Consider the following 21,763-nt stretch of genomic DNA (forward strand, 5'->3'; position numbering starts at 1 on the left):
GCTTAACTCCGCTTTTTATCTGCTAAGGTTTGATAACCAATAAAGGGAATGCGTTTTACAAATAACTTTATTGCTTGCCAATAAATACTGGTGACTATTTTCATTGTCATGACAGGTAATCTGCACCACGTTTTGAAAATGTTCTTTGCTGTTAACGGTTTAGCTTCCATTGCTAATCCTGCTGTAAAAACTTTGCTCTTATCACCGTGAGTTTTATGGTTTTCTATCTTAATAAATAAGTTATTACTTGTTTCTGGCGGTTTTACACGCCAGTGATAACGCATATTTAAGTCCATAAAAGGGGAGACTTGAAACTCTTTCTCGCAAATATGTCTTTTTTTGATATCAACTAAATAATAATGTCTTTCATGCCATGGGGTATTACTTACCTCAACTAGCATTTGCTCACAGTCATCATTGTGGTTGTAACAAAAATAAAAATTTGCCGGACTAAAGTAAATTCCAAAGCACCTTACTTGTACTAACATGGTGATTCGAAAAATATCGTTATTACCACCAAGTTGCTGAACTTTAGTAGTTATACGTTCTGTTAAGGAGTTTGGTTCACTATTTAGCGTATTTTTTATTTTGTGGTTAATATCGGACGTTAAGTAATCTTTTGCATTAAACCATAGCGGCGTAAAACGAGAAAAACCAAATACGCCCGCAGCTCCTTGTTGCTTATCCATTTGCTTAACATCTAATGCCAACATAAATAGTTTATAGCTAAAGCTATGCTGCTTAGGAAAGAATCGTTGATGAAAAACCGTGCCGGTATATATTTGATTAATTGGTTTATTGCTCATAGGCTTTTAGTCTTTTTCAGCAATATCGAGAAAACAGTCAAAACGCTTGGCCACTTCAACCGCACTTCTGACTCCATCTTCATGAAAACCATTGTGCCAATACGCGCCTGCAAAATGAGTGAATTGTTGACCACAAATGAGGTTCCTTTGCTGTTGGGCCTGAGATGATTGAAGCGAAAATACTGGGTGATGATAAGTAAATTCTTTTAATATTTTGCTAGGCAGTATTGCTTCTTTTTGATTGAGTGTGACACAAAAAGTATGTTTTGCTTTAATGCCCTGTAAAATATTCATATTGTAAGTGACACTGGCGTCAGCTTGTTTATCACCACTTAATTGATAATTCCAACTCGCCCAAGCTTTTTTACGTTGAGGTAACATATTAATATCGGTATGCAACACCACTGAGTTTGCTTTATAGGGCATCGCTGATAAGACCTTCTTTTCATTCTCGCTGGCATCTGCTAATAACGTTAATGCTTGGTCTGAGTGACATGCAATAACAACTTCATCAAAATACTGCTTGGTTTCATCATGAAATATAATAGTGACACCACTGTTTGTCCTGACAATGCTCTTAATGTTGGTATTTAACTTAATATTTTCTGAGAACGGTTTACACAAAGGTGTTAAGTAACTGCGTGAGCCATTAGGAATAACATACCATTGCGGTCTATCTTTTATATTGAGTAAGCCATGGTTAGAGAAGAACTTGACAAAAAATTGAAATTCAAAGGCTTCCATCTGCGCCAGGGAGCTTGACCAAATTGCAGCGCCCATTGGCAGAATATAATGCTCAGCAAAAAAATCACTAAAGCGGTTATTCGATAAAAAATCACCTAAGCTTAACCCTGCTTGATAGTTATCTTGTTGGTATATCTTTTTGCAAAGTTTATTAAAACGTAAGATTTCTTTGATTAGCAGCCAAAATTTAGGTCTGAAAATGTTACGTCTTTGGGCAAATAAAGAGTTAAGGTTGTGGCCGTTATATTCTAAACCAGTGCTAGCGTTATGTACTGAGAAGCTCATTTGGGTTTCTTGTTTATCAATACCTATTTCACAGAGTAAGGCTAGAAAGTTAGGGTACGTTTTATTATTAAAAACGATAAAACCTGTATCAATAGCATAATCTTGATTATCTACAGTCACATCAACCGTTGCGGTGTGGCCACCAATCATTGCATTTTTTTCAAAAACAGTGACATGATGTTTTTTAGATAATAGGTAAGCGGCGGTTAAGCCTGAAATCCCTGAGCCTATAATGGCGATGTTTTTCATCTAATCTAATCCTTACTAAGTAGTGAGTTAGCAAACGATTGCGGCAAATATGAGAGCAATTTTAATAACAAGGTTAAGCGCTTAGGAAACTGTAGATAATGCTTTTTGTGTTTAATGCCTTGGTAAATACGTTTTGCAGCTTCTTCAGCTGTCAACAAAAATGGCATCGAAAAATTATTTTTATCGGTTAAAGGCGTTTTAATAAAGCCAGGGTGAATGAGGCAAACATCAATATGATCATTGGCTAGATCTATCCTTAAGCTATTGGCCAAGTAGTCCACCCCAGCCTTTGAAGCTCCATAAGCTTGTGCTCGAGAAAAGGGGAATATAGTGGCGCTTGAACTAACCATAGCCAGTTGCCCTCCCGATGATACTTTAGGTAACAAGTTTTCTAATAAAGCACCCATAGAAAGAAGGTTAGTCTTGATAACTTCTCTAAAACAATGGCCGTCAAATTGTTTAGCATTATCGATATAAAGACACGTGCCAGCGTTAAGAATGAGAATATCAATATGAATGATTTGCTCAGCAGCTTTTGCCACTGCATCAATATCATTAACATCAAAGACTAGCCACTTGGTTGCCAATGGTGTTTGCTGTGCTAATTTTTCTTTATCGCGACCACAAGTAATCACTTGATAGCCTAAACTAACATATTGTTTATATAACGCTAAACCTATACCTGAACTTGCTCCGGTGATAAGTACGGTTTTAGCTCGAGGATTATCATTCGGCTTAGGCATGCTTATTTTAGACATTTTTAGTTGCTCGGCGTTTTATAAAAGCTATTAATTTCCCAATAAAAGGAATGTGTTCATAAAGCATTGCACCGACATCAACATAATCTCTATGGTAAGTCACTTTATCGTTATCACCTTGAATATGTGAACTACCTGAGACTTCTACCTCTTGGCCTTTATTGAGTCGTGGATGGCAAAACTTCATTTGCCAATAAATAGCCGCTTGATTACCCTCATGAATTACTTGCACTATGGTGAAATCACAACTAGCCAAGTTACTGTAGAGGTTTGAAAAATAGCTATTTAATTGTGCTAAGCCTTGCAAGGAGTGCATTGGGTCAATAAAGATTATGTCTTGGTGATACAGTCTATCTAACAAGTGCAAGTTATCTACCGACAATTGACTGTAAATATTAATAAAGTTATCTAGCCAAATAGCCTGATCTTGATGATGGTTATTAAGGTTATGTATTTGTACACTCATGATTTGCCTTTTATGCTTTTTCAATAGCTTGATAAAATGCTAACGCTTCTGTTCTAGCAACGCTGTGTTCAACAATGGCTGACCAATACACATTTAATTGATGCTCTTCCAAATACTTATGGGGAAAGTGTATATATTTTTCTGGTACATTGCTTAACTCTGGTAAATACATACGGATAAAGTTACCACAGGGATCAAATTTTTCACTTTGTTTGATGGGATTAAAAATTCTAAAGTAAGGTTGAGCATCACAACCCGTGCTCGCAGACCATTGCCAGCCACCGTTATTTGCTGCTAAATCACCATCAATAAGGTGCTTCATAAAATATTGCTCTCCCCAACGCCAATCCACCAATAAGTGCTTGGTAAGAAAGCTTGCGGTTAGCATTCTTAGACGATTATGCATCCAACCTGTGCTGTTAAGTTGTCGCATAGCGGCATCAATAATAGGGTAACCGGTTCTTCCTTGTTTCCAAGCATCGAAATGCTTGGGATTATTTTGCCAATTGACTTTTCGATACTTTTCTTTGAAGCATTGATGTTTGGCCAACTCAGGTCGATGAAATAATAGGTGGCGATAAAACTCCCGCCAGATGATTTCATTAAGCCAGCTGAAATTATCACTATCAGAAGCCAGTAATAAATCAGGCCATTTATTGAGTAATAATGTTAAAACATATCTTGGACTGATGACGCCCGCTGCTAGATACGGTGATATGCCTGAAGTACCTTTAATGCTGGGGATATCTCTACTTTTTTTATAGAGAATGTGTTTGTTAGCAATGAAATTAGCAAGTACTTCTTGTTCAAATTCAGCCGCAAGAGGCCAATTTTTTGAAGGTGAATCATGTAATTCATCGCCAGTATTGTTATCGGCTTGAGTTGTTAAAGAGCGAGTTTTATCGTTTTTGATTTTGCCAAGATAGTCAAAACCATTGTTAAGCACATATTTAATCCAAGCGCGCTTAAAGGGAGTGAATACTTTAAACATAGTATCAGATTGGGTTAATAACTTGCCTTTTGGCACAATAACATCGGATTCAAACAGCGTTAAGTTAACCCCTTTTTCAATCAGGGCTTTGTCACGCTGTTGTTCGTTAAATTCTAACTCGCTATTGGCTACAACCTCATTTATTGAATATTGCAGGCAATAAGCTTGAAGATATTGCTGTTGTTGCTCAAAGGTATCAAGCGGCACAATATCTAGAGCAATACCCATGTTGGCCAATGCTTTGATCATATATTGTGCATGTCTTAAGACAAAATCTATTTTTATCTCAGACCAATGATGTTGTCGCCATTGTTTTTTTGAGACAAAAAAAATAGCCTTGCAGTTATTTTTCGAACCATTGTGGTCTAAAAAATAGTGTAAGGCCGGGTTATCGTGTGTTCTTAAATCATTTCTGAGCCAAAGTAACACGTAAATTCCTTAATATTGATTTTAATACGCGTATCTGAGCCTTAACTGCTCAGGGTAAGGTGATAAGTAAGCTTGTTTGGCTAAATAGTCTTTTGGGTACTGTAAAAGGTAATGTTTTATCAGGGTAAGTGGCGCCATTAATGGTACTAAACCTTCACGGTAATTATGTATTTGTTGGGTTAACTCCTGGCGTTCATTACTTTGCAGGTGTTTAGAAAAATATCCTTGAATATGCGCTAAGGTATTAGCATGTTTCTTTCTGGTGGCAAGGGTTTTTAGTGCTTGCATTAAGCCACTGATATACTGCTCAGCCATTTCTGTTAAGGGCATATCTGAACGTGCTAACAACTGACCTAACTGTTTGTAAGCAATTAAGTCGTGACTCATTACGGTATATTTATATTGGCTATGAAAACTAGTGAGTTTGTATTTTGTTAATCCTGACTCAGTTAGCTGTTGCCAATGTTTATAGGCATAAACGCGAGCAATAAAGTTTTCTCTAATTAAGGCATCATTGAGTCGACCATTTTCTTCACAAGGTAACAGGGGATTTGCTTTCATTATTTCATTGGCAAATACGCCAATACCATTTGATTTTAATGAGTTTCCTTCAGGGCTATAAACTTTGACACGCTCCATACCACAACTTGGGCTTTTGGCACAAAAGATATAACCACTGAGGTGTTTAGTTAAGTCAGCTACCTTTTTACCGTAAGTGGCTAATGCTTCAGTAACATCTCCACTGCCATCTGCCCTAGAAACAGTGATTAAATCATTATGTTTAATCTGCCTAATGGTTGCTCTTGGTACAGGTAAGCCAATCGCTACTTCAGGGCAAAAGCTTTTAAAGGTAGCATGTTGTGACAGTTCATTAATACAAAACTTAGACGGCTTGTTACTGGCATCAAAACGTACTTTTTCACCCACTAAGCAAGCGCTAATACCAATATGTAAGTCTTTTTTATCAACGTTTAGAATCATGATTAACCCCTTATTACTTTTAGTAAATAAACGAGCCTATTGGATTAAGTAATTTGTTAATACCTTGAGTGAAGTGCAATGCATCATTTGCTACGGTGTAACATAAACATCCTTCAGTAGAGACAGGGTGGTGTTGATGGTCGCCACTTAACATGATGAAATCACCTTTTTCATAGTGGCCATTTTCATCGTCAAAAGAGCCTTCAAGTAATAAGGTTAACTCAAAACCTTTATGTGTGTGTTCTGGCACACCGCCACCAGGCGCAATATGTAATAAACTGGTATGAATTTCATCTTCATCAAGTTGAATACGTGCTCTAGATAATTTACCTATGTTTGCTGTTTTACTAAATTGCATATTATTAAGAGCGGTAGGTAATACGTATGATTGTTCATTAAATGTTACTTGCTTTGGTGTTTTGACCTCGGGTTCAACTAACTCGTCTGTAGAGGTGATATTGTCTATCATTTGCTCAAAGCTAATTGCTGGCATGTCGGCAATATCTTCACCTTCATCAACTATAAAACGATCGAGAAAAGTTTCTTCAAATTCAAAATTAGCCTCTGCAACTTGCTCTGTTAATTGTGCAATTTGATGTTGGCAAGTAGGGCACATATCAGCATGGATAGCGATACCTGCAGATAATGATGCTGGTAATTCACCATCGACGAATGATTTGAGTAACTCAAAAGTAGGGTGATGTTTAATCATGATCTTCTCCTAACTGCACCTTGAGTTTAGCGAGTGCTAAGCGCAACCTCGATTTAATAGTACCTAAGGGTAAATTTAATTTGATAGCCAATTGCTCTTGGGACATTTCCATAAAGTAAAAACCTTTTACTACTTCACGTTGTGCTTCTGGTAGGGAATCAATAACATTGAGTAAATTGTCTTGAGCTAGGTGGTCGTCGTAGCAGTCATCTTCACTGACCATACTTTCCGCAATAGGCCAAATATCATCACTTAGGTTATCTTCTTTGTTACCTTTTATTTTACGCAGCATATCAAAAGTGACATTACGCATCACCGTATAAACCCACGTGGTAGCAGCGCCTTTGTCAGCATTAAAAAGGTGAGCTTTACGCCAAACATTACTCATGGTCTCTTGAACCACTTCATTGGCTTGTGCTTCATTAGGAAATTTACCACGAGCTATACGTAAAATTTTGGGGGCAAAGAATTTGAACAAGACAGTAAAAGCTTGTTTATCTCTTTTTTGGGCGACAGCGTTTAGTTTCAAACAAAGCTGTGCGTGATCTATTTCATTCGACATCTTAATAGATTTAGCATTTGTCTTGGTGCATAGCAAGTTAGTTTGCATCACTGTAAATACCAATAAATAATCATTTGGTTACCTATACGTTGGTCGCTTGGAAAAGATCACTTATATATTAAATTAATTTAAATAATGACAGTATTTACGAAATCTTTTGCTTGTGAAAAGTTATTTTCTCTAATGAATTGGCTTTTTACTGTTAAGCTAATGGGTAATATTTCTAACCACCTTGCAACCACCCAGTGACTATTATTTAGGAGTCTATGCTGATATAAATGACTTAATAAGCTGTTACTGTAGATGACCTCGTTTAGAGCTACTTCTAATTCTGAAGAAACCATAGTGTCATCAACGGTGTTTTGAGACCAATGGTACAAAGGGTTAACCTTGGCAAATGCTAAGTTATTATCATCAACTTTCACATTTGATAGTTCAACTAGTGCGCAGCAATGCACGTCAATCTCCAACAAGCCATCATCTCCTTGGTTGAAATCCTGTATTTTTACTAAGCTGCCCCAATCATTATGTTTAATACCCTCAGTCTTTGATGTTAGTTGGATAACAAACATTTGATGTGCCGATATCAAACTTAACATTTTGGCGTATTTAGCTTCGAAGATTCTTAATCTCAACTTTCCTTCAGGCAGAATAAAAGCCGACAAGGGAAATATCGGTAAGAACAAATGGCTAATTTCTTGTTCTATCATACTACTTCATACGTAATAAAGCGCTAAGGCGATCAATCTAAGATGACTTTATCCTCATAATATTTCAACTTTGCAGTTTCAATGAGATAACCCATTTACATTCAAGTGCTTAGTAAAAAAAAGCCCCTGTTTAGGGGCAAAGTTTTACAACAAGGATTTGGGGTTTAATCTAGGATAACGGTATCAATGACATGGATAATGCCGTTACTAGTTTGTATATCAGTAACCGTTACTTTAGCATCGCCAATCATTAACATACCGCTTTCTGGGTCGATACTAACCGCAACGTCACTACCAGAAACTGTTGTTAACGACATACCATTGGCAGCATAAGCATCAATAGCTGAAATCGCGCTGCCACTTACTACGTGTGTCAATAACACGTTGGTTAACGCTGTTGTATCCGCTAGAAGCGCTGTTAAGGCTGCTGAGTCAATTTTGTCAAAAGCAGCATTAGTTGGTGCAAATACAGTAAAAGTCGCTTCTTCATCAGCTAATGTAGTAACTAAATCAGCAGCAGTTAATGCGGTTACTAAAGTAGAGAAGTTATCTGGGTCTGCCACAGCAACCTCAACAATGGTTTGAGAAGACATATCTATTGAAGCTGGTGGTAAGATTACATTATCAACTATATGAATTACCCCGTTAGTTGCCATCACATCAGCAGTACTTACTTTTGCACCATTAGCAAACAGCATACTATCAGTAAAGGATAATGCAATTGAGCTGCCATTAGCCGTTTCAGCCATATTATCACTGGTTTGAGCTAGTGAAATAGCGGCATCAGACATCACTTTACCTGGTAAAACATGATATAAAAGTATGTTAGAAAGTTGCTCGTTAGTTAAACTCTCCAAAGTACCAGCTGGAAGTTTGGCGAAAGCAGCATCGGTCGGTGCAAATACCGTATAATCATTATCGAGATTACCAAGCACACTGTCTAAGCCTGTTGATTGCAGTGCTGATGCTAAGGTGTTGAAGTTACCATTATTAGCCGCAACTTCTACTAAGCTCATGTGCGCAGGAATTTCTACTTCACCCACAACCACAGCATCAATTACATGGATAATGCCATTGGTGGTATAAATGTCTTTCATTACAATATTAGCACCGCCAAAAGTTAGCATATCCGTCATGGTATTAATCATGATTGGTTGCATAGCCATTGATGCGGTTTCAACAGAGGTGCCATTTAAAGTAAATGCGGTTACCGCATTAACAGCTGCGCCTGAAACAACATGTTGTAAAAGAATACTTGATAACACATCTGGGTTAGCTAGCAATGTACTCATAGTTTTTTCATCAATAAGTGCAAAAGCATCATCTGTTGGGGCAAATACGGTAAAATCAGTACTTTCATCCGCTAATACTGCATCTAAATTAGTTGCCTGTAACGCAGTAACTAAGGTAGTAAAACTGCCATTAGCAACGGCTGTATCAACAATGTTCATGGTTGGTTCCATCATATCTGCTGGCGGCAGCAACACAGCGTCTATTACATGGATAATGCCATTATCGGCAATAATATCTGTAGTAGTTACTGTCACAGTGTTAACCAGTAAATTACCATCAGATAGTGATAAACCAACTTCATCACCATTAACCATGACCACTTTAGTACCTGCAAGGGATATTGCTGTACTGGCAGGTACCTCACCATTAATCACATGGTAGGTTAAAATATTTGATAAATTGTCTGTGTCCATTAACAGGCTATCAATGGTTTCTTGACCAAGTAACGCAAAAGCTGCATCTGTTGGCGCAAACACGGTGAATTTTTGATTGGTATCACTAAGCGTTGCATCAAGTCCAGTGGCCTGAAGTGCAGTAACTAAGGTGGTAAAGTTACCGGCAGAAACTGCAGTATCGACTATGGTCATACTAACCACAGCATCATCTGCCATTACTACTTCGTTATCATCATCGTCATTACAGGCTTGTAAAAATGTCACACTTAATATAGCGACACAAAAAATCTTTAAAAATTTCATTTTAACACCCTCAATAATTTATCAATCTGTTTCAAATATCCATTAAAAATACGGTTAATAAATTTAAAAAGATCAGTCTTTTTCAGTAAAAACAATTAATATTTATTAAGTGAACTTTGTCTCAATCTTTTACGTATAAATTAAGTTAGTCGTGCATTAGGGAGTCTTTATGAATTATTTAATAACGGGTGGTACAGGTCTTATAGGCTATCACCTTATAGGCAAGCTAATACAAAATAAACGCAATTGTGTAACGGTATTAACTCGAAATGTGAACAAGGCGGTAAAGCTACTAGATGAGAGAGTAAATGTAATAAATAGGCTTTCATTGGAAAATATCGAAGAGGCGGATATTATTATCAACTTAGCTGGTGAGGCAATAGCTGATAAGCGCTGGTCAAGGAAGCAAAAAAATAAAATTTGTCATAGTAGGTGGTTGCTTACACAGCAAATAGTATCATTAATCGAGAAAGCAAAATCCCCACCTAATTTACTCATATCAGGCAGTGCTATTGGTATTTATGGACGACAAAGTAATCAACCAATCACAGAGGAGTTTAAAGATTACCATGAAGAGTTTAGTAGTACTGTTTGTCAAAGGTGGGAAAAAATTGCGAGTAAAGCGAGTGCAAGAACTCGTGTTGCCTTATTAAGAACGGGGATTGTGTTAGCAAAAGAACAAGGAGCTTTAGCTAAAATGTCATTACCGTTTAGGATAGGCTTGGGTGGAAAAATAGCACAGGGTGAGCAGATTATGTCTTGGATTCACATTGAAGATATGGTCAATGCCATTATCCATATTATTGAGAACCAGACATTACATGGAGCGATTAATATTACATCTGAGAAAACGGTAACTAATAAGCAATTTTCTTTCATACTAGCTAATACGTTAAATCGACCTTGTTTATTTACTACACCAAGTTTTTTATTGAAATTGATGTTTGGTGAAATGGCAGATCTATTACTTTATGGACAAAATGTTCAGCCCAAAAAACTTAAAATGAGCAACTTTAAGTTTAAGTATGAAAACTTAGATATAGCGTTAAAAAGTTTACTTAACGGCTAACGTTATCGATACAGTTTTTATGCGGTAGTTCCTTATCAAAAAATAGAGTTACCTCAGCTACTTTAATACCGAACTTACTTATTGAGGTTTTATTCATTACCCTATATTGATCTAGCTGATACATCCAGTCATCCATAGACACGTTGTAAGTGTCGCCATTATAGGGAAGTAAAAGGTTATAGTTAAATTGGAAAGCAAAACCTTTGTGCTTACCTATTGCAATACCATCAGTATCTTCTGCCTTACCAAGATAGCTCCCATTGTTTTGTTTGGTTAAATGCCAGTTTCGGTAATTTATTTTTCCATCATCAAAATAGAATTTTTCGGCAAGTACCCCTTGGGTTTCTTGCCAACTACCTTGAATTTCAACACAAAACCGTTGAGTTACTTGACCAGAAAAATCTTGTACTATACCCCAAGCTATGACATTACCATTGAAATAATTTTTAATATCAAAGGGCTCATCAACCTTATTATATTGTTCTATACTCGTTGAGCAGGCATAAAGAAAGCTAGTAAATATTAGTATCAAAATTAAGTGAGTTAATTTATTCATTGAGGTTTGCTCCTAATAGTTGAGCACGTAATGTCGGTTGGCTTGTCTTTTTATCTAACCAAATATTGATAAATAATTGACCGAATATATCGTCATTAATTCCTCCTATATATTGGCCGTTAAAGTAGAAAACACTTTTATCGTTCTTTATTAATATGGCTAAGCTGTCTCCTTTCGTTATGTTTGGCCAAATATTTTTTAGCTGCTTTATATAGTGGGTATAGGTTTCTTTCGAGATATCTTGGTGCTGCCACTGCTCGATAGTACGTTTAATTAAATCTTCACTGGATATGTCAGCAAGATAATTTATATTGAAAATTAGCTGCTCTTCTTTTAATGAAATGGGATACCTGCCCGAAGTGGTTCTTAGCTGACTTTTATATAAGTCCCAAAATAAGATTGAAAAAGTTGCTTCCCCTGTTGTGATAAATCGTTTAGAAGACAAAATTGAACTAAGCTTTTGCTCACCTTTAAAGTTTTCTGCTGGTAATGACGTTTGTGTTCCACTCCAAGCATAGGGAAGAATCAAGCACCATAAAAGTGTGACATTAATTAGTTTATGCATAATTATGATCCTCTTGAATTAAATAAGACTTTAAAATGAAAAAAACAATCATAAGTAGACCCCAAACAAAAGAGAGCACTACAAACGTATTGATGACAGTTAAACTAAATGACACAACATCTAGCTTGTAACCCGCTAAGTAACTCATTGGTGCTAAAAATGCTCCTGTAAACCATTGCAATAACTTTGAATGTTGCAAAAAATTCAAGCTATGGCACAAGGTAGCAGCAAAACAGAACCATAAGGTGACTAACCATAAAGGCAATATATTTAGCTCTGGAAATATAAATATCCTCAAAGATTGCAGAGTAGAGTCAACGAGTATTCCGATACTGGCGACAGCACAGATTAAATAAAGCTCTTTAAGTTTATCTTTGGCGGCAAAATAAAAATGTAGACCAAGTAATAAGAAAGCTATGGGAATAAAAGCATTGCCCCAGTAAATTAAACCAAACCACACAAAATCAAAGCCTATGAGATTAATAAAAAACACGATAATTACCTTAGGTAACTGAATCTTTATTTTAAATACGAAATAAATGTGATTTGGGTTTACTTTAACGAGGAGCTTTAATACAAAATAAAATTGTTCCCTCTTTTAGTTTTAGGGAAAACTATAAACGAAAATGCTGTGAAAATTATTATCAGAGCTAAAGTATGAATTAAAGTCGTAACTGATAAGAAGTCGTTATACGTAGACAAATAGTGACTTTCTTTTCGAAGAAAACTGCCAAAGCAGTTAGAAATGAAGGAATGCCAAGCTTTAGCTGTAGTCTAGAAAATGTCATTACTAAAAAACTCTCTAAATATGTTTTAAGCAAAGCTAAATGTTGCTGTAATTCATAAAGTTATCATTTACACTTTATTTACTTTTCTTCCCACTAGTTGATGATAAAACATGTTGATAGATATGATCAAAGCGGTGCTATTTGTTGGCCTTCCTGTTGGCGTATTTAGTTATGTGATGATGTATTACGCCTACAAAAATGGCTATTTAACGACGGATATTGCCATAGAAGATGCTTTTAAAAAGCATAATCAAGAATATGTCAGTTTATCGAGAAAAAATAAAAAAGAGCTACGTTACTTTCATTCAAAATGGATTTCTTTTGGCGGTGGATTTTATGGCCTAGTGGCACTATTAACCTTCATCATTATTGAGTTATTGCAGTTTACCAATTTTTGGCTGGGGGTAACTGGTTGGCATGATGTGGCTGCATTATTTACTCTCGACTCCCTAATCAACATGTTTATTGATGCGATTAAAAATATGGTTGCTGCTGCTGTTTGGTTTACCTATTGGCCTGATGTATTTGACACACCTAACTTTATTGCGTGGATACTTGTCGCTTATGCTGGCTATAGGCTCGGCGCTAATTTTGCGAAAAAACACTTGGTAACGCAAAGAAAGTGTAAGCTCAATGCGATTCGAGAAGCAAAGATCAAAGCCGCTGAGATTGACTAATACTACTTGGTGTCTCTCTTCGCATAATAAAATTAAATTGCATAGTCAAGTCATAAGCAAGATAATAGCGTTTGTTGGTATTTTAGACGCCAAAGCCATTAGAACTTCATCGAGTATTTGCAGTTGATAGCGACACTACAGTTTTTATTACTTTGCTTTTTTTTAAATGCTACCACGTTAACGGTAACTGAAAGAGATAGTCGTAGTGAGCTATTTTCAGATGTGAAAATAGCTGTGGTTGCCGAAGGGCAAGGTAACGCTGTAGATAACTTATCTTGTGAGTCCTTAGACTGTGACTTTCTTGCCTTTACACTAACTCTCCCACCTTTATCACCAAGTCATTTCGAAAACAGACTATTGCAGATTCGACTGGATAGTTATGATATTTCAAGCAATTTAATACGTGCTCCTCCTCAATAACTTCAACGGTAATTTCAATCCCATAGTGCACGTCTAGGGCTCTGATGTGCATTCTTGTTGTGTATTAGAAAATCCGTTGATGATCGTTTTACTAAATTGAGAAAAGAAACGTTATTTACTGGAGACATATTAATGAAATATTTATTAGGCCTAGTTCTAGGCCTTTTTTCGCCTTTTTACACTCAGGCATCACAAAGCATGGCGAATTCTATTGGCTTAACACACCACTGGCTAGGGCCGGTGGCACTAGGTGTTTTTTCATTAGCCTATATTTTGGTTATTTTGGAAGAAAAACTGCACCTGAGAAAATCTAAACCTGTCATTTTAGCTGCTGGCATTATTTGGTTCTTGATAGCACTTGTATATGGCGGTATGGGACAACCTCATAGTGTTGAAATTGCTATTAGACATAACTTTTTAGAGTACGCAGAGTTATTCTTTTTTTTACTAGTGGCTATGACATACATTAACGCCATGTTGGAACGTGGCGTCTTTGACGCGTTACGTAATTACTTGGTTGCGAAAGGTTTTAGTTATCGAAGTTTATTTTGGATGACAGGTTTGCTTGCATTTTTTATTTCGCCGATTGCTGACAATTTAACAACAGCGCTTATCATGTGTGCTGTTATCTTAGCGGTTGGTAATGGCAAGGCAAGTTTTGTTGCAACGGCCTGTGTTAATGTAGTGGTTGCTGCCAATGCTGGTGGCGCTTTTAGTCCGTTTGGTGATATCACCACGTTAATGGTGTGGCAAAAAGGTGTAATAGAATTCTCTGAGTTCTTTTCGTTATTTATTCCAGCTGTGGTTAATTTCATTATCCCTGCTTTTATTATGCAGTTTGCCTTACCTTGTGGCACCCCGCCTGAAACAAAATCGCTCGGCAATGTGATGAAATATGGTGGTTTGACTATTGTTGGTTTGTTTATTTTAACCATAATCACTGCGGTAAGCTTTCATAACTTTCTTCATATTCCCCCTGTCTTTGGCATGATATCTGGATTGGCATATTTGAAATTTTATGGTTATTACTTGCGTAGAAAGTCAAATGCCTGGACACACGGCACAGAAAACCCTCCGGGTATTCAAGACGATGAATACAATTTTGATGTGTTTGCCAAAATCGCTCATGCAGAGTGGGATACGCTGTTCTTTTTCTATGGTGTAATTTTAGCCGTTGGCGGTTTAGGTTTTATTGGTTATTTAAGTATGGCGTCTAGCTATATGTATGGCGAACTGGGCGCGATTAATGCAAATATTTTAGTAGGTATACTCTCGGCAATTGTTGATAATATTCCGGTCATGTTTGCTGTGCTCACAATGAACCCAGAAATGTCTCATATGCAGTGGCTTTTGGTTACCTTAACCGCAGGCGTAGGCGGAAGCTTATTGTCTATTGGGTCAGCTGCTGGAGTAGCATTAATGGGTCAAGCTCGTGGCCAATACACCTTTTTTAGTCATTTAAAATGGACGCCTGCAATTGCTTTAGGCTATGGCGCAAGTATTTGGGTGCACATGCTCATTAATGGCTAGCAAGTGTTTTTTAAATGTTTGTGCTGTAAAGAACAAGCTCAAATGAGTGAATTGTCTGTCAGGCTTAGAAAGACTCTCCAAAACCTGACAGACTCAATTCAGTTGAATAAAAAGGGCTAACTGTTAAAAGGTAGTAACTAACCAGTCTTTACTATCACTAAAATATAAGGTTTTAACTTGTCCTTTACCTTCAATATTGACCATATTAATTTGCGTAGGCCATAGTTCACGTAAACTGCCGTTATAGAGCTTAATACCTTTTAATTCAATGGGGAGTTTAGCGTCTTGATAGACCCAAAAGAACTTACCTTCCACCTCAAAACCTACGTTATTTAGTGTCAGTGCTTTATCATCCAAATCACGGGCTAAGAATTGTTTGGCAACATAATCAGCAAATTGCTGCTGGGTTTTGCTTGAACTAATAATATCGGCATGCTTATCAAATAATTTTTGCACCGCATGTTCGGTATCGTGCAAATAGAAACGATGCATTACCTCAAGGTGGCCAGAGCGCTTATTAAATAAAACCGTGGTTTCAGCGGCTTTTTGTTGGTGGGCAAACACTGGGTTTGCTACCACCATTAAACAACTTATTAAGATAAATAACAGGTGCTTAGCCATTAGTTATCCTTCGCTTCTTTTTTAACGTCTTTAAGCTTGGTTTTGATATCTTGCATAATATCGCGCTTAACTTTGTCTTTGCTCTTCTTCGATTTATACGCTTCAATACGCGTAGGAATGATCTGGCGTGGGTAATGATTATTCTCTACGTCTACGTCGGCCGTTTCCCAGCCTGGATCAACCACTGCACTGACTAATTGTTTACCTTTATCGGTAACAATTAACTTGCGTACTTGTTTAGGTGAACGACGCCAGATTTCAGCAGGAATATACTGATTTTCTTTGCTGCCATCGGCATAAGTTAGCTCAAGTAGTATCGGCATCACTAAGCCGCCTAGGTTAGAGAACTCCAATACGTAGTAGTTCTTATCTTCTTCAATGGCGCGCGCTAATGTCTCACGTTCCCAAGGCTTTAAATCTTTGAGGAATTTTTGATATTTGTTACGTTCTTTGTTGGTTACTGTAAACCGATCATTATCATCGTAAAAATCAGTGACATCAGGGTTGCGGTCAACCCATAATTCTTTGCCTTCCGCTTTGTTGCGCTCAACAAAAAGAGACGATGGTTTATCATTTTCAATATCGCGTAAACGGGCAAAATCAATATCTGGGTTATGAGTATCTAAGCGCATTTGATAAACCTTGTCGATAGAAATATCAACATGATCAGTAGAGTAGAACCAGCCACGCCAGAACCAATCTAAATCAACGCCAGAGGCTTCTTCCATTGTGCGGAAAAAGTCAGATGGAGTCGGGCGTTTAAACATCCATCGCTCAGCGTATTCCTTGAAGGCAAAGTCAAACAATTCACGGCCTAAAATAACTTCACGCAGAATATTAAGTGCTGCGGCAGGTTTAGTATAAGCGTTAGGGCCAATACGCAAAATGCTGTCAGATTGCGTCATAATAGGCACTTGGTATTGCGACTTCATATAGCCGGTAATATCACGTGGTTCAACGCCCCAAGGAATGGTTGGATCCCACTCTCGTCCTGCTACACCGTCAAGGAAGCTGTTTAAACCTTCATCCATCCAAGTCCATTGGCGCTCGTCTGAGTTAACAATCATTGGGAAGTAGATATGTCCTACTTCATGAATAACCACACCAATAAGGAAACGCTTTTCTGCTTGTGAATAGGTACGATCGCCGTCATCTTGTAGCTCGGTACGTGGGCCATTAAAAGTGATCATCGGGTACTCCATACCGCCAACAGGGCCGTTAACTGACTGTGCTGTTGGGTATGGGTAATCAAATGAAAAACGAGAATACACTTCCATGGTATGGATAACAGATTCAGTTGAGTACTTCTTCCATAAATCGCCGCCTTCTACAGGGTAGAAAGACATCGCCATGACATGAGGTGTATCATCATTATCTTGCTTATGACCTTTGGCATCCCAGATGAAAGTACGTGATGACGCCCAAGCAAAATCTCGCACATTTTCCGCTTTAAATACCCAAGTTTTACGTTTGTTGGTTCCTTCTTTTTCGTTTTCTAAGGCTTCTTCTTCGGTAACAATAAACACAGGACGCTTAGCCGTTTTAGCTTTCTCTAAACGCTTACGTTGTGTTTTAGTTAATACGGCTTTCGGGTTGGCTAATACACCCGTAGAAGAAACAATGTGATCAGCGGGTACATCAATTTCTACTTCGTAGTTACCAAACTCTAAAGTGAATTCACCGCGGCCTAAGAATTCTTTATTATTCCAACCTTCGTAATCTGTGTAGGCGTGCAGACGAGGGAACCATTGCGCAAGTAGGAAAATATCATTGCCATCTTCAAATTTTTCATACCCCGAGCGAGCAGACACGGCGTTTTCTTCAACAATATTGAAAGCAAAATCAATGGTAAACTCTACATCATCGCCAGATTTTAATGGCTTTGGTAAGTCAACACGCATTTGTGTGCCAACTACTGTGAAAGCTAATTTATTACCACGACTATCTTTAACGGCTTTGATTTCATAACCTAATTCATTATCGGCTTTAAAGTGCATCGCACGTAATTCATTCAGGTTTAATTTTGTTGGGGTATTTGCATCGCCTACGGTGTTAACTGGCCCACGACGTCCCATGCCGCCGAAGTTGCTGGCCATATTGGCAATGGAGTCGTCTTTAAAGCGGTTTTGGTCTAATTGCACCCATAGGTATTTTAAGCGGTACGGAGAATTATTTTGGTATCTAATATCTTCTGTAGCGTTAATACGACGTTTTTTTTCATCAAGTGAAACTTTTATTTTGTAGTCTACTTGTTGCTGCCAATAGCGCTCACCCGGTTCTCCAGAGGCATTGCGATAAACGTTCGGGGTTGGCAGCACTTCTTCTAGTTGACGAAACTTATCTTCAAAGTCACCTTTGGTCTGCTTAATGGCAGATGCATGAGCCGTTGAAGCTAAAGCTGTGGCCAGTAGAAACACTGAAATAATGGAATTTTTCATAGGAATTAAGCTACTTATTGAATTTTGATTTTAATGTGTATTATTTTGTTGGACGCAAACGCGCTATTATAATGACTCTTTGCTTAAGATTCGATACAGTCTCGTTGAAAAGCCTATCTTTAGCGACGGATGTAACTAGTTGAGTATATCGTATTATGATTTGATGATAATTCGATAATGTGATTATTTTTTCCCAATAAACACTGTATAAAGCTGTGGGACACAAAACAATCTAAGTAAATGTTTACCTTAGTTTTTACGATGTTGTTTTATAGTACTGTTTTATGGTTTATCTTGTTTGAATTATTCATTGAATGGTTAATGAGCGTTCTATAGGCCTTCAACTTCGTATCATTACGACTGCTTTTCCGATATTGTGGACATTAGCATCAATGAATATTTTATGACTTCATTTAGCTATAAGCTGACATTAACTTTGAATTTTGTATCGTCTCTTCCGTGCCAAAAGCATACATTTGAGTCCAAGGATGGTGTTAATATTCTATATATGTATCCATTCATTCATAGCCTCAACCTTTAGATATCCATATCATTAATAACTGATTCAATTATTATCAATTTCAGTAATAGTTTTTGCTTATCTATACTCTGCTAAATAGGTTAAACGCAAAGTTTAACCTTCTCTATCAAGATTAAGGTGATTGTAATTATCACCTTTTTATAAGATGCATTAATAATGTGGCCTAAGGCTTTCGTAAATTGAGGAAAACAAAATGTCTGAACTAGTATCTACTCCAATTCCCCCGTACTATACGGTTATCTTTACTTCTACAAGAACAGATGGAGATAATGGCTATGATGAAACGAGTACGCGTATGGTTGAATTAGCAAAGCAGCAACCCGGGTTTTTAGGAATGGAGTCAGTTCGAGAAGATATTGGGATCACAGTTTCATATTGGGCTGAGCTAGAAGATATTAAAAACTGGAAAGCAAATGCAGAGCATTTGGAAGTACAAAAAACTGGCCGCAAGTTATGGTATGGCTCTTATAAAGTTCGTATTGCAAAAGTAGAGCGTGAATACGGAAACTAGTTAAAAATAGGTGGTTTATGATTGCAGTAATTTTTGAAGTTTATTTAGCTGAAGGCAAAACTCCTGAATATTTAGAAATAGCAAGTGAACTAATGCCGTCACTGTCAAAAATTGAAGGTTTTATTTCTATCGAGCGCTTTCAGAGTTTTACCAACGATAATAAGGTTCTTTCTTTATCTTTTTGGCAAGATGAAAAGGCTATAAAAGAATGGCGCACATTAGAGTCACATAGATTTGCACAATCTAAAGGACGAGGAGGAGTATTCGAAGACTATAGATTAAGAGTTGCTGGAGTGATCAGAGATTACGGCATGAATAGCCGTTCTGAAGCGCCTACAGATAGTAGAGATTTACACGGTTAGCAATCAAAATGCATCATGAAAAATGCATCGCTATTATGCTACTTAATACTTGCCTGACTTCCATTAATGCATCATCAGTTGCAGATTCGCGTCTCCATCCGACCTCCACAGAGTAACGAGGCATAGAAATCGGGCATGATGAAATTCCTAATTTTTTATTCTTTATGAGTGTGGCGGCAGCAAACTCTGGAATGGTTGCAACCATGTCAGAGTCTTCGAGTAAAAATGATAAGGCCGAAAAATGTGATGTTGATGCTTTTAACTTCCTCTTTAACCCTAGCTCTCTGAGTCCATCATCAACCGCCCCAGTAATACCTGAGTAAGAAACTAGTAAATGCTCCAATGAAATAAACTCTTCTAGAGTCAATGGCGAATTTGGGGAACAGACTTTTTTATCAAAAATACACATATATCCAGCACTTCCAACTGAATAGCTGTTCAATCGAGGGTCTTTTATCCCACCACCACTAATACTAATATCTACTTTTCTACTTAATAGGGCTTCTTCTACAAGTGCACTATTTGTTTGCCGAAATATCACGGTAAAGTTGGGGGCAATATCATTAATCCCATCAATGATTTTTTTACCAAAAGTTAGCTCGAAATCATCAGATAGGCCAATCGTTATATTTCTTTCTATGGATAAATAATCCACCTCTTTACTTGGAGAAAGTGTTGCCTTAATTTGATTTATGGCTTCTTCAATTGCAGGCTTCATTTTTAGGGCTTTTGTTGTTGGAACAACTCCAACTTGTGCACGAGTAAATAAAGGGTCTTGGTATAACTCCCTTAACCGCCCTAATGAAGCACTAACAGCCGATTGGCTTAAATGGAGTCTATTGGCTGCTCTTGTAACATTAAGCTCTTCACTTAATACCAAAAATACCTTTAGTAAATTTAAGTCTGCTTTTGAGATATCCATAAAATTAATAACTGAATCAATAATTATTAATTTCAATAATAGCTTGGCTTTCTTTATATTGAAACTAACTAGATGAATACAAGTTAAATTTTTTGAGTGAGAGTCATGAGTATTTCTTCTAAATCAATTGCAATCATTGGGCTTTGGTTACTAGCTTTAATCTGGGGCAGTAATTTTATGCTCATGAAAATAGCTGTTTGGCATATTAGCCCGACACAGGTAGTACTAGTGCGAGTTGCTTTTGGATTTATCCCTGTCTTTGCCTATGCCTTATTCAAAAAGGAGATTAAATTTGCGCATGTTAAACATCTACATCACTTTGTTGTAATGTCATTGTTTGCAACAGTTCTTAATCTATACGGATTTGTTAAAGGCACAGAACTTCTTCAATCAGGTATTGCTGGCGCAATGAGCGGCGCAGCCCCAATATTTGCTTTTATAGTCGCAGTAATTTTCTTACCACAAGAAACATTTTCTATAAAAAAGTTATTTGGAATTACGGTTGGATTTCTCGGTGTTCTTTTAATTGCCAATCCATTTTCAAATGAACTTAAATCATTTGCAATTGAAGGTGTACTTTTTATGGTAATGGCGTCAGTCTGTTTAGGTGCATCATTTGTTTACTCTAGTCGTTTTATATCACCTTTAAAACTTTCTGCTTCTGCTCTAACGACTTATCAACTAGGTATCGCTCTTATTATCTTGCTAGTAGTAATAGACTTTGATGGATTGAGTAACATCAATAAAAATACATTAGTTTTTTCTTCTGTCACACTTGGTCTCGGTTTCTTAGGAACAGGCATCGCTTGTATCATCTACTATTTTATCATCGATCAACTAGGTGCCGTTAAAGCAGCTTCCGTAAGTTACATTACACCTGTAGTGGCGTTATTGATAGGTTCATTTATCGCTTTAGAACCTATAGGTAAAAAAGAGTACTTTGCGGCAGCATTGATAACTTTAGGTGTTTATCTGTTAAATAACCGAACGAAGAGGAAAGCTATGAATTTAAGGGAAGTAACTTCAACGTTGTAAATGGCTCATATAAAGTTAATTCCATTTATGTCCGCTATAAGCTC

General features: G+C 37.2%; 23 protein-coding genes. 7 read left to right on the forward strand and 16 right to left on the reverse strand.

All coding sequences use genetic code 11. The features are described 5' to 3' along the window. Positions 1-2 precede the first annotated feature (2 nt). From EPA86_RS17145 to EPA86_RS17190, 10 genes are all read right to left on the reverse strand, one after another. A complete protein-coding gene (locus tag EPA86_RS17145) occupies positions 3-806 on the reverse strand; it encodes a DUF1365 domain-containing protein (RefSeq protein WP_140605615.1) in 804 nt (267 codons plus the stop codon). 6 nt (positions 807-812) lie between these two features. Then, positions 813-2,084 carry an NAD(P)/FAD-dependent oxidoreductase gene (locus EPA86_RS17150; protein WP_140605616.1) on the reverse strand — a complete coding sequence of 424 codons (1,272 nt, stop codon included), beginning with the start codon at positions 2,082-2,084 and terminating at the stop codon, positions 813-815. A gap of 5 nt (positions 2,085-2,089) precedes the next feature. Then, a complete protein-coding gene (locus tag EPA86_RS17155; protein ID WP_246058448.1) occupies positions 2,090-2,842 on the reverse strand; it encodes an SDR family NAD(P)-dependent oxidoreductase in 753 nt (250 codons plus the stop codon). Further along, positions 2,835-3,308 carry a nuclear transport factor 2 family protein gene (locus tag EPA86_RS17160; RefSeq protein ID WP_140605617.1) on the reverse strand — a complete coding sequence of 158 codons (474 nt, stop codon included), beginning with the start codon at positions 3,306-3,308 and terminating at the stop codon, positions 2,835-2,837. The genes EPA86_RS17155 and EPA86_RS17160 overlap by 8 nt, the downstream gene beginning before the upstream one ends. Positions 3,309-3,318: 10 nt before the next feature. Continuing rightward, entirely contained in the window at positions 3,319-4,734 is a 1,416-nt protein-coding gene (gene phrB / locus EPA86_RS17165) for a deoxyribodipyrimidine photo-lyase (protein ID WP_140605618.1), read from the reverse strand. Positions 4,735-4,749: 15 nt separating this feature from the next. After that, positions 4,750-5,709, reverse strand: a complete 960-nt coding sequence (locus EPA86_RS17170) for a YbgA family protein (RefSeq protein ID WP_140605619.1) — start codon at positions 5,707-5,709, stop codon at positions 4,750-4,752. Positions 5,710-5,728: 19 nt separating this feature from the next. Then, positions 5,729-6,421 (reverse strand): ChrR family anti-sigma-E factor, encoded by a 693-nt coding sequence (locus EPA86_RS17175; RefSeq protein ID WP_140605620.1) that lies wholly within the window; start codon positions 6,419-6,421, stop codon positions 5,729-5,731. Then, positions 6,414-6,983: a sigma-70 family RNA polymerase sigma factor gene (locus EPA86_RS17180; RefSeq protein ID WP_246058449.1), complete on the reverse strand. Its 570-nt coding sequence runs from the start codon at positions 6,981-6,983 to the stop codon at positions 6,414-6,416. Before EPA86_RS17180 ends, EPA86_RS17175 begins: the two co-directional genes overlap by 8 nt. A gap of 128 nt (positions 6,984-7,111) precedes the next feature. Continuing rightward, positions 7,112-7,693: an LON peptidase substrate-binding domain-containing protein gene (locus EPA86_RS17185; protein WP_140605621.1), complete on the reverse strand. Its 582-nt coding sequence runs from the start codon at positions 7,691-7,693 to the stop codon at positions 7,112-7,114. A gap of 164 nt (positions 7,694-7,857) precedes the next feature. Further along, positions 7,858-9,684: a fasciclin domain-containing protein gene (locus EPA86_RS17190; RefSeq protein ID WP_140605622.1), complete on the reverse strand. Its 1,827-nt coding sequence runs from the start codon at positions 9,682-9,684 to the stop codon at positions 7,858-7,860. 169 nt (positions 9,685-9,853) lie between these two features. On the opposite strand from EPA86_RS17190, the gene EPA86_RS17195 reads away from it, so the two are divergent. Then, the gene (locus EPA86_RS17195; protein ID WP_140605623.1) at positions 9,854-10,753 is read left to right on the forward strand and encodes a TIGR01777 family oxidoreductase; all 900 of its coding nucleotides are present in this window, start codon (positions 9,854-9,856) and stop codon (positions 10,751-10,753) included. On the opposite strand, the gene EPA86_RS17200 is transcribed toward EPA86_RS17195, so the two are convergent. Genes EPA86_RS17200 through EPA86_RS17210 form a run of 3 tightly spaced genes read right to left on the reverse strand, consistent with a single transcriptional unit; the run spans position 10,743 to position 12,367 of the window. Further along, entirely contained in the window at positions 10,743-11,309 is a 567-nt protein-coding gene (locus tag EPA86_RS17200; protein WP_140605624.1) for a DUF3833 domain-containing protein, read from the reverse strand. The genes EPA86_RS17195 and EPA86_RS17200 overlap by 11 nt on opposite strands. Beyond that, complete coding sequence (locus EPA86_RS17205; protein ID WP_140605625.1) at positions 11,302-11,874, reverse strand: chalcone isomerase family protein; 573 nt, start codon at positions 11,872-11,874, stop codon at positions 11,302-11,304. Before EPA86_RS17205 ends, EPA86_RS17200 begins: the two co-directional genes overlap by 8 nt. Continuing rightward, positions 11,867-12,367: a DUF2878 domain-containing protein gene (locus EPA86_RS17210; RefSeq protein ID WP_170309693.1), complete on the reverse strand. Its 501-nt coding sequence runs from the start codon at positions 12,365-12,367 to the stop codon at positions 11,867-11,869. The genes EPA86_RS17205 and EPA86_RS17210 overlap by 8 nt, the downstream gene beginning before the upstream one ends. Before the next feature lie 405 nt (positions 12,368-12,772). Here EPA86_RS17210 and EPA86_RS17215 point away from each other — a divergent pair, with 405 nt between their 5' ends. The 3 genes from EPA86_RS17215 (at position 12,773) to nhaD (ending at position 15,289) form a co-directional block, all read left to right on the forward strand. Next, positions 12,773-13,339 carry an FtsB/FtsL family cell division protein gene (locus EPA86_RS17215; RefSeq protein ID WP_140605627.1) on the forward strand — a complete coding sequence of 189 codons (567 nt, stop codon included), beginning with the start codon at positions 12,773-12,775 and terminating at the stop codon, positions 13,337-13,339. Positions 13,340-13,462: 123 nt separating this feature from the next. After that, a complete protein-coding gene (locus EPA86_RS17220; protein WP_140605628.1) occupies positions 13,463-13,759 on the forward strand; it encodes a hypothetical protein in 297 nt (98 codons plus the stop codon). A gap of 132 nt (positions 13,760-13,891) precedes the next feature. Then, positions 13,892-15,289 carry a sodium:proton antiporter NhaD gene (gene nhaD / locus EPA86_RS17225; protein WP_140605629.1) on the forward strand — a complete coding sequence of 466 codons (1,398 nt, stop codon included), beginning with the start codon at positions 13,892-13,894 and terminating at the stop codon, positions 15,287-15,289. 123 nt (positions 15,290-15,412) lie between these two features. Here nhaD and EPA86_RS17230 read toward each other — a convergent pair whose 3' ends face one another. Together EPA86_RS17230 and EPA86_RS17235 are read right to left on the reverse strand one after the other, a co-directional pair. Beyond that, positions 15,413-15,898 carry a DUF6702 family protein gene (locus EPA86_RS17230; RefSeq protein WP_140605803.1) on the reverse strand — a complete coding sequence of 162 codons (486 nt, stop codon included), beginning with the start codon at positions 15,896-15,898 and terminating at the stop codon, positions 15,413-15,415. A gap of 11 nt (positions 15,899-15,909) precedes the next feature. After that, positions 15,910-18,348 (reverse strand): M1 family metallopeptidase, encoded by a 2,439-nt coding sequence (locus EPA86_RS17235; protein WP_140605630.1) that lies wholly within the window; start codon positions 18,346-18,348, stop codon positions 15,910-15,912. Between the two features lie 734 nt (positions 18,349-19,082). Here EPA86_RS17235 and EPA86_RS17240 point away from each other — a divergent pair. Next, positions 19,083-19,400, forward strand: coding sequence for an antibiotic biosynthesis monooxygenase family protein (locus EPA86_RS17240; RefSeq protein WP_140605631.1), 318 nt, complete (start codon positions 19,083-19,085; stop codon positions 19,398-19,400). A gap of 17 nt (positions 19,401-19,417) precedes the next feature. After that, positions 19,418-19,762, forward strand: coding sequence for an antibiotic biosynthesis monooxygenase family protein (locus tag EPA86_RS17245; protein WP_140605632.1), 345 nt, complete (start codon positions 19,418-19,420; stop codon positions 19,760-19,762). 13 nt (positions 19,763-19,775) lie between these two features. Here the strand turns inward: EPA86_RS17245 and EPA86_RS17250 are convergent, their stop codons facing one another. Beyond that, positions 19,776-20,684 carry a LysR family transcriptional regulator gene (locus tag EPA86_RS17250; protein ID WP_140605633.1) on the reverse strand — a complete coding sequence of 303 codons (909 nt, stop codon included), beginning with the start codon at positions 20,682-20,684 and terminating at the stop codon, positions 19,776-19,778. Between the two features lie 105 nt (positions 20,685-20,789). On the opposite strand from EPA86_RS17250, the gene EPA86_RS17255 reads away from it, so the two are divergent. Next, positions 20,790-21,719 (forward strand): DMT family transporter, encoded by a 930-nt coding sequence (locus EPA86_RS17255; RefSeq protein WP_140605634.1) that lies wholly within the window; start codon positions 20,790-20,792, stop codon positions 21,717-21,719. Positions 21,720-21,763 lie beyond the last annotated feature (44 nt).

Origin of the sequence: Litorilituus lipolyticus (assembly GCF_006439335.1) — a bacterium.
Taxonomy (GTDB): domain Bacteria; phylum Pseudomonadota; class Gammaproteobacteria; order Enterobacterales; family Alteromonadaceae; genus Colwellia; species Colwellia lipolytica.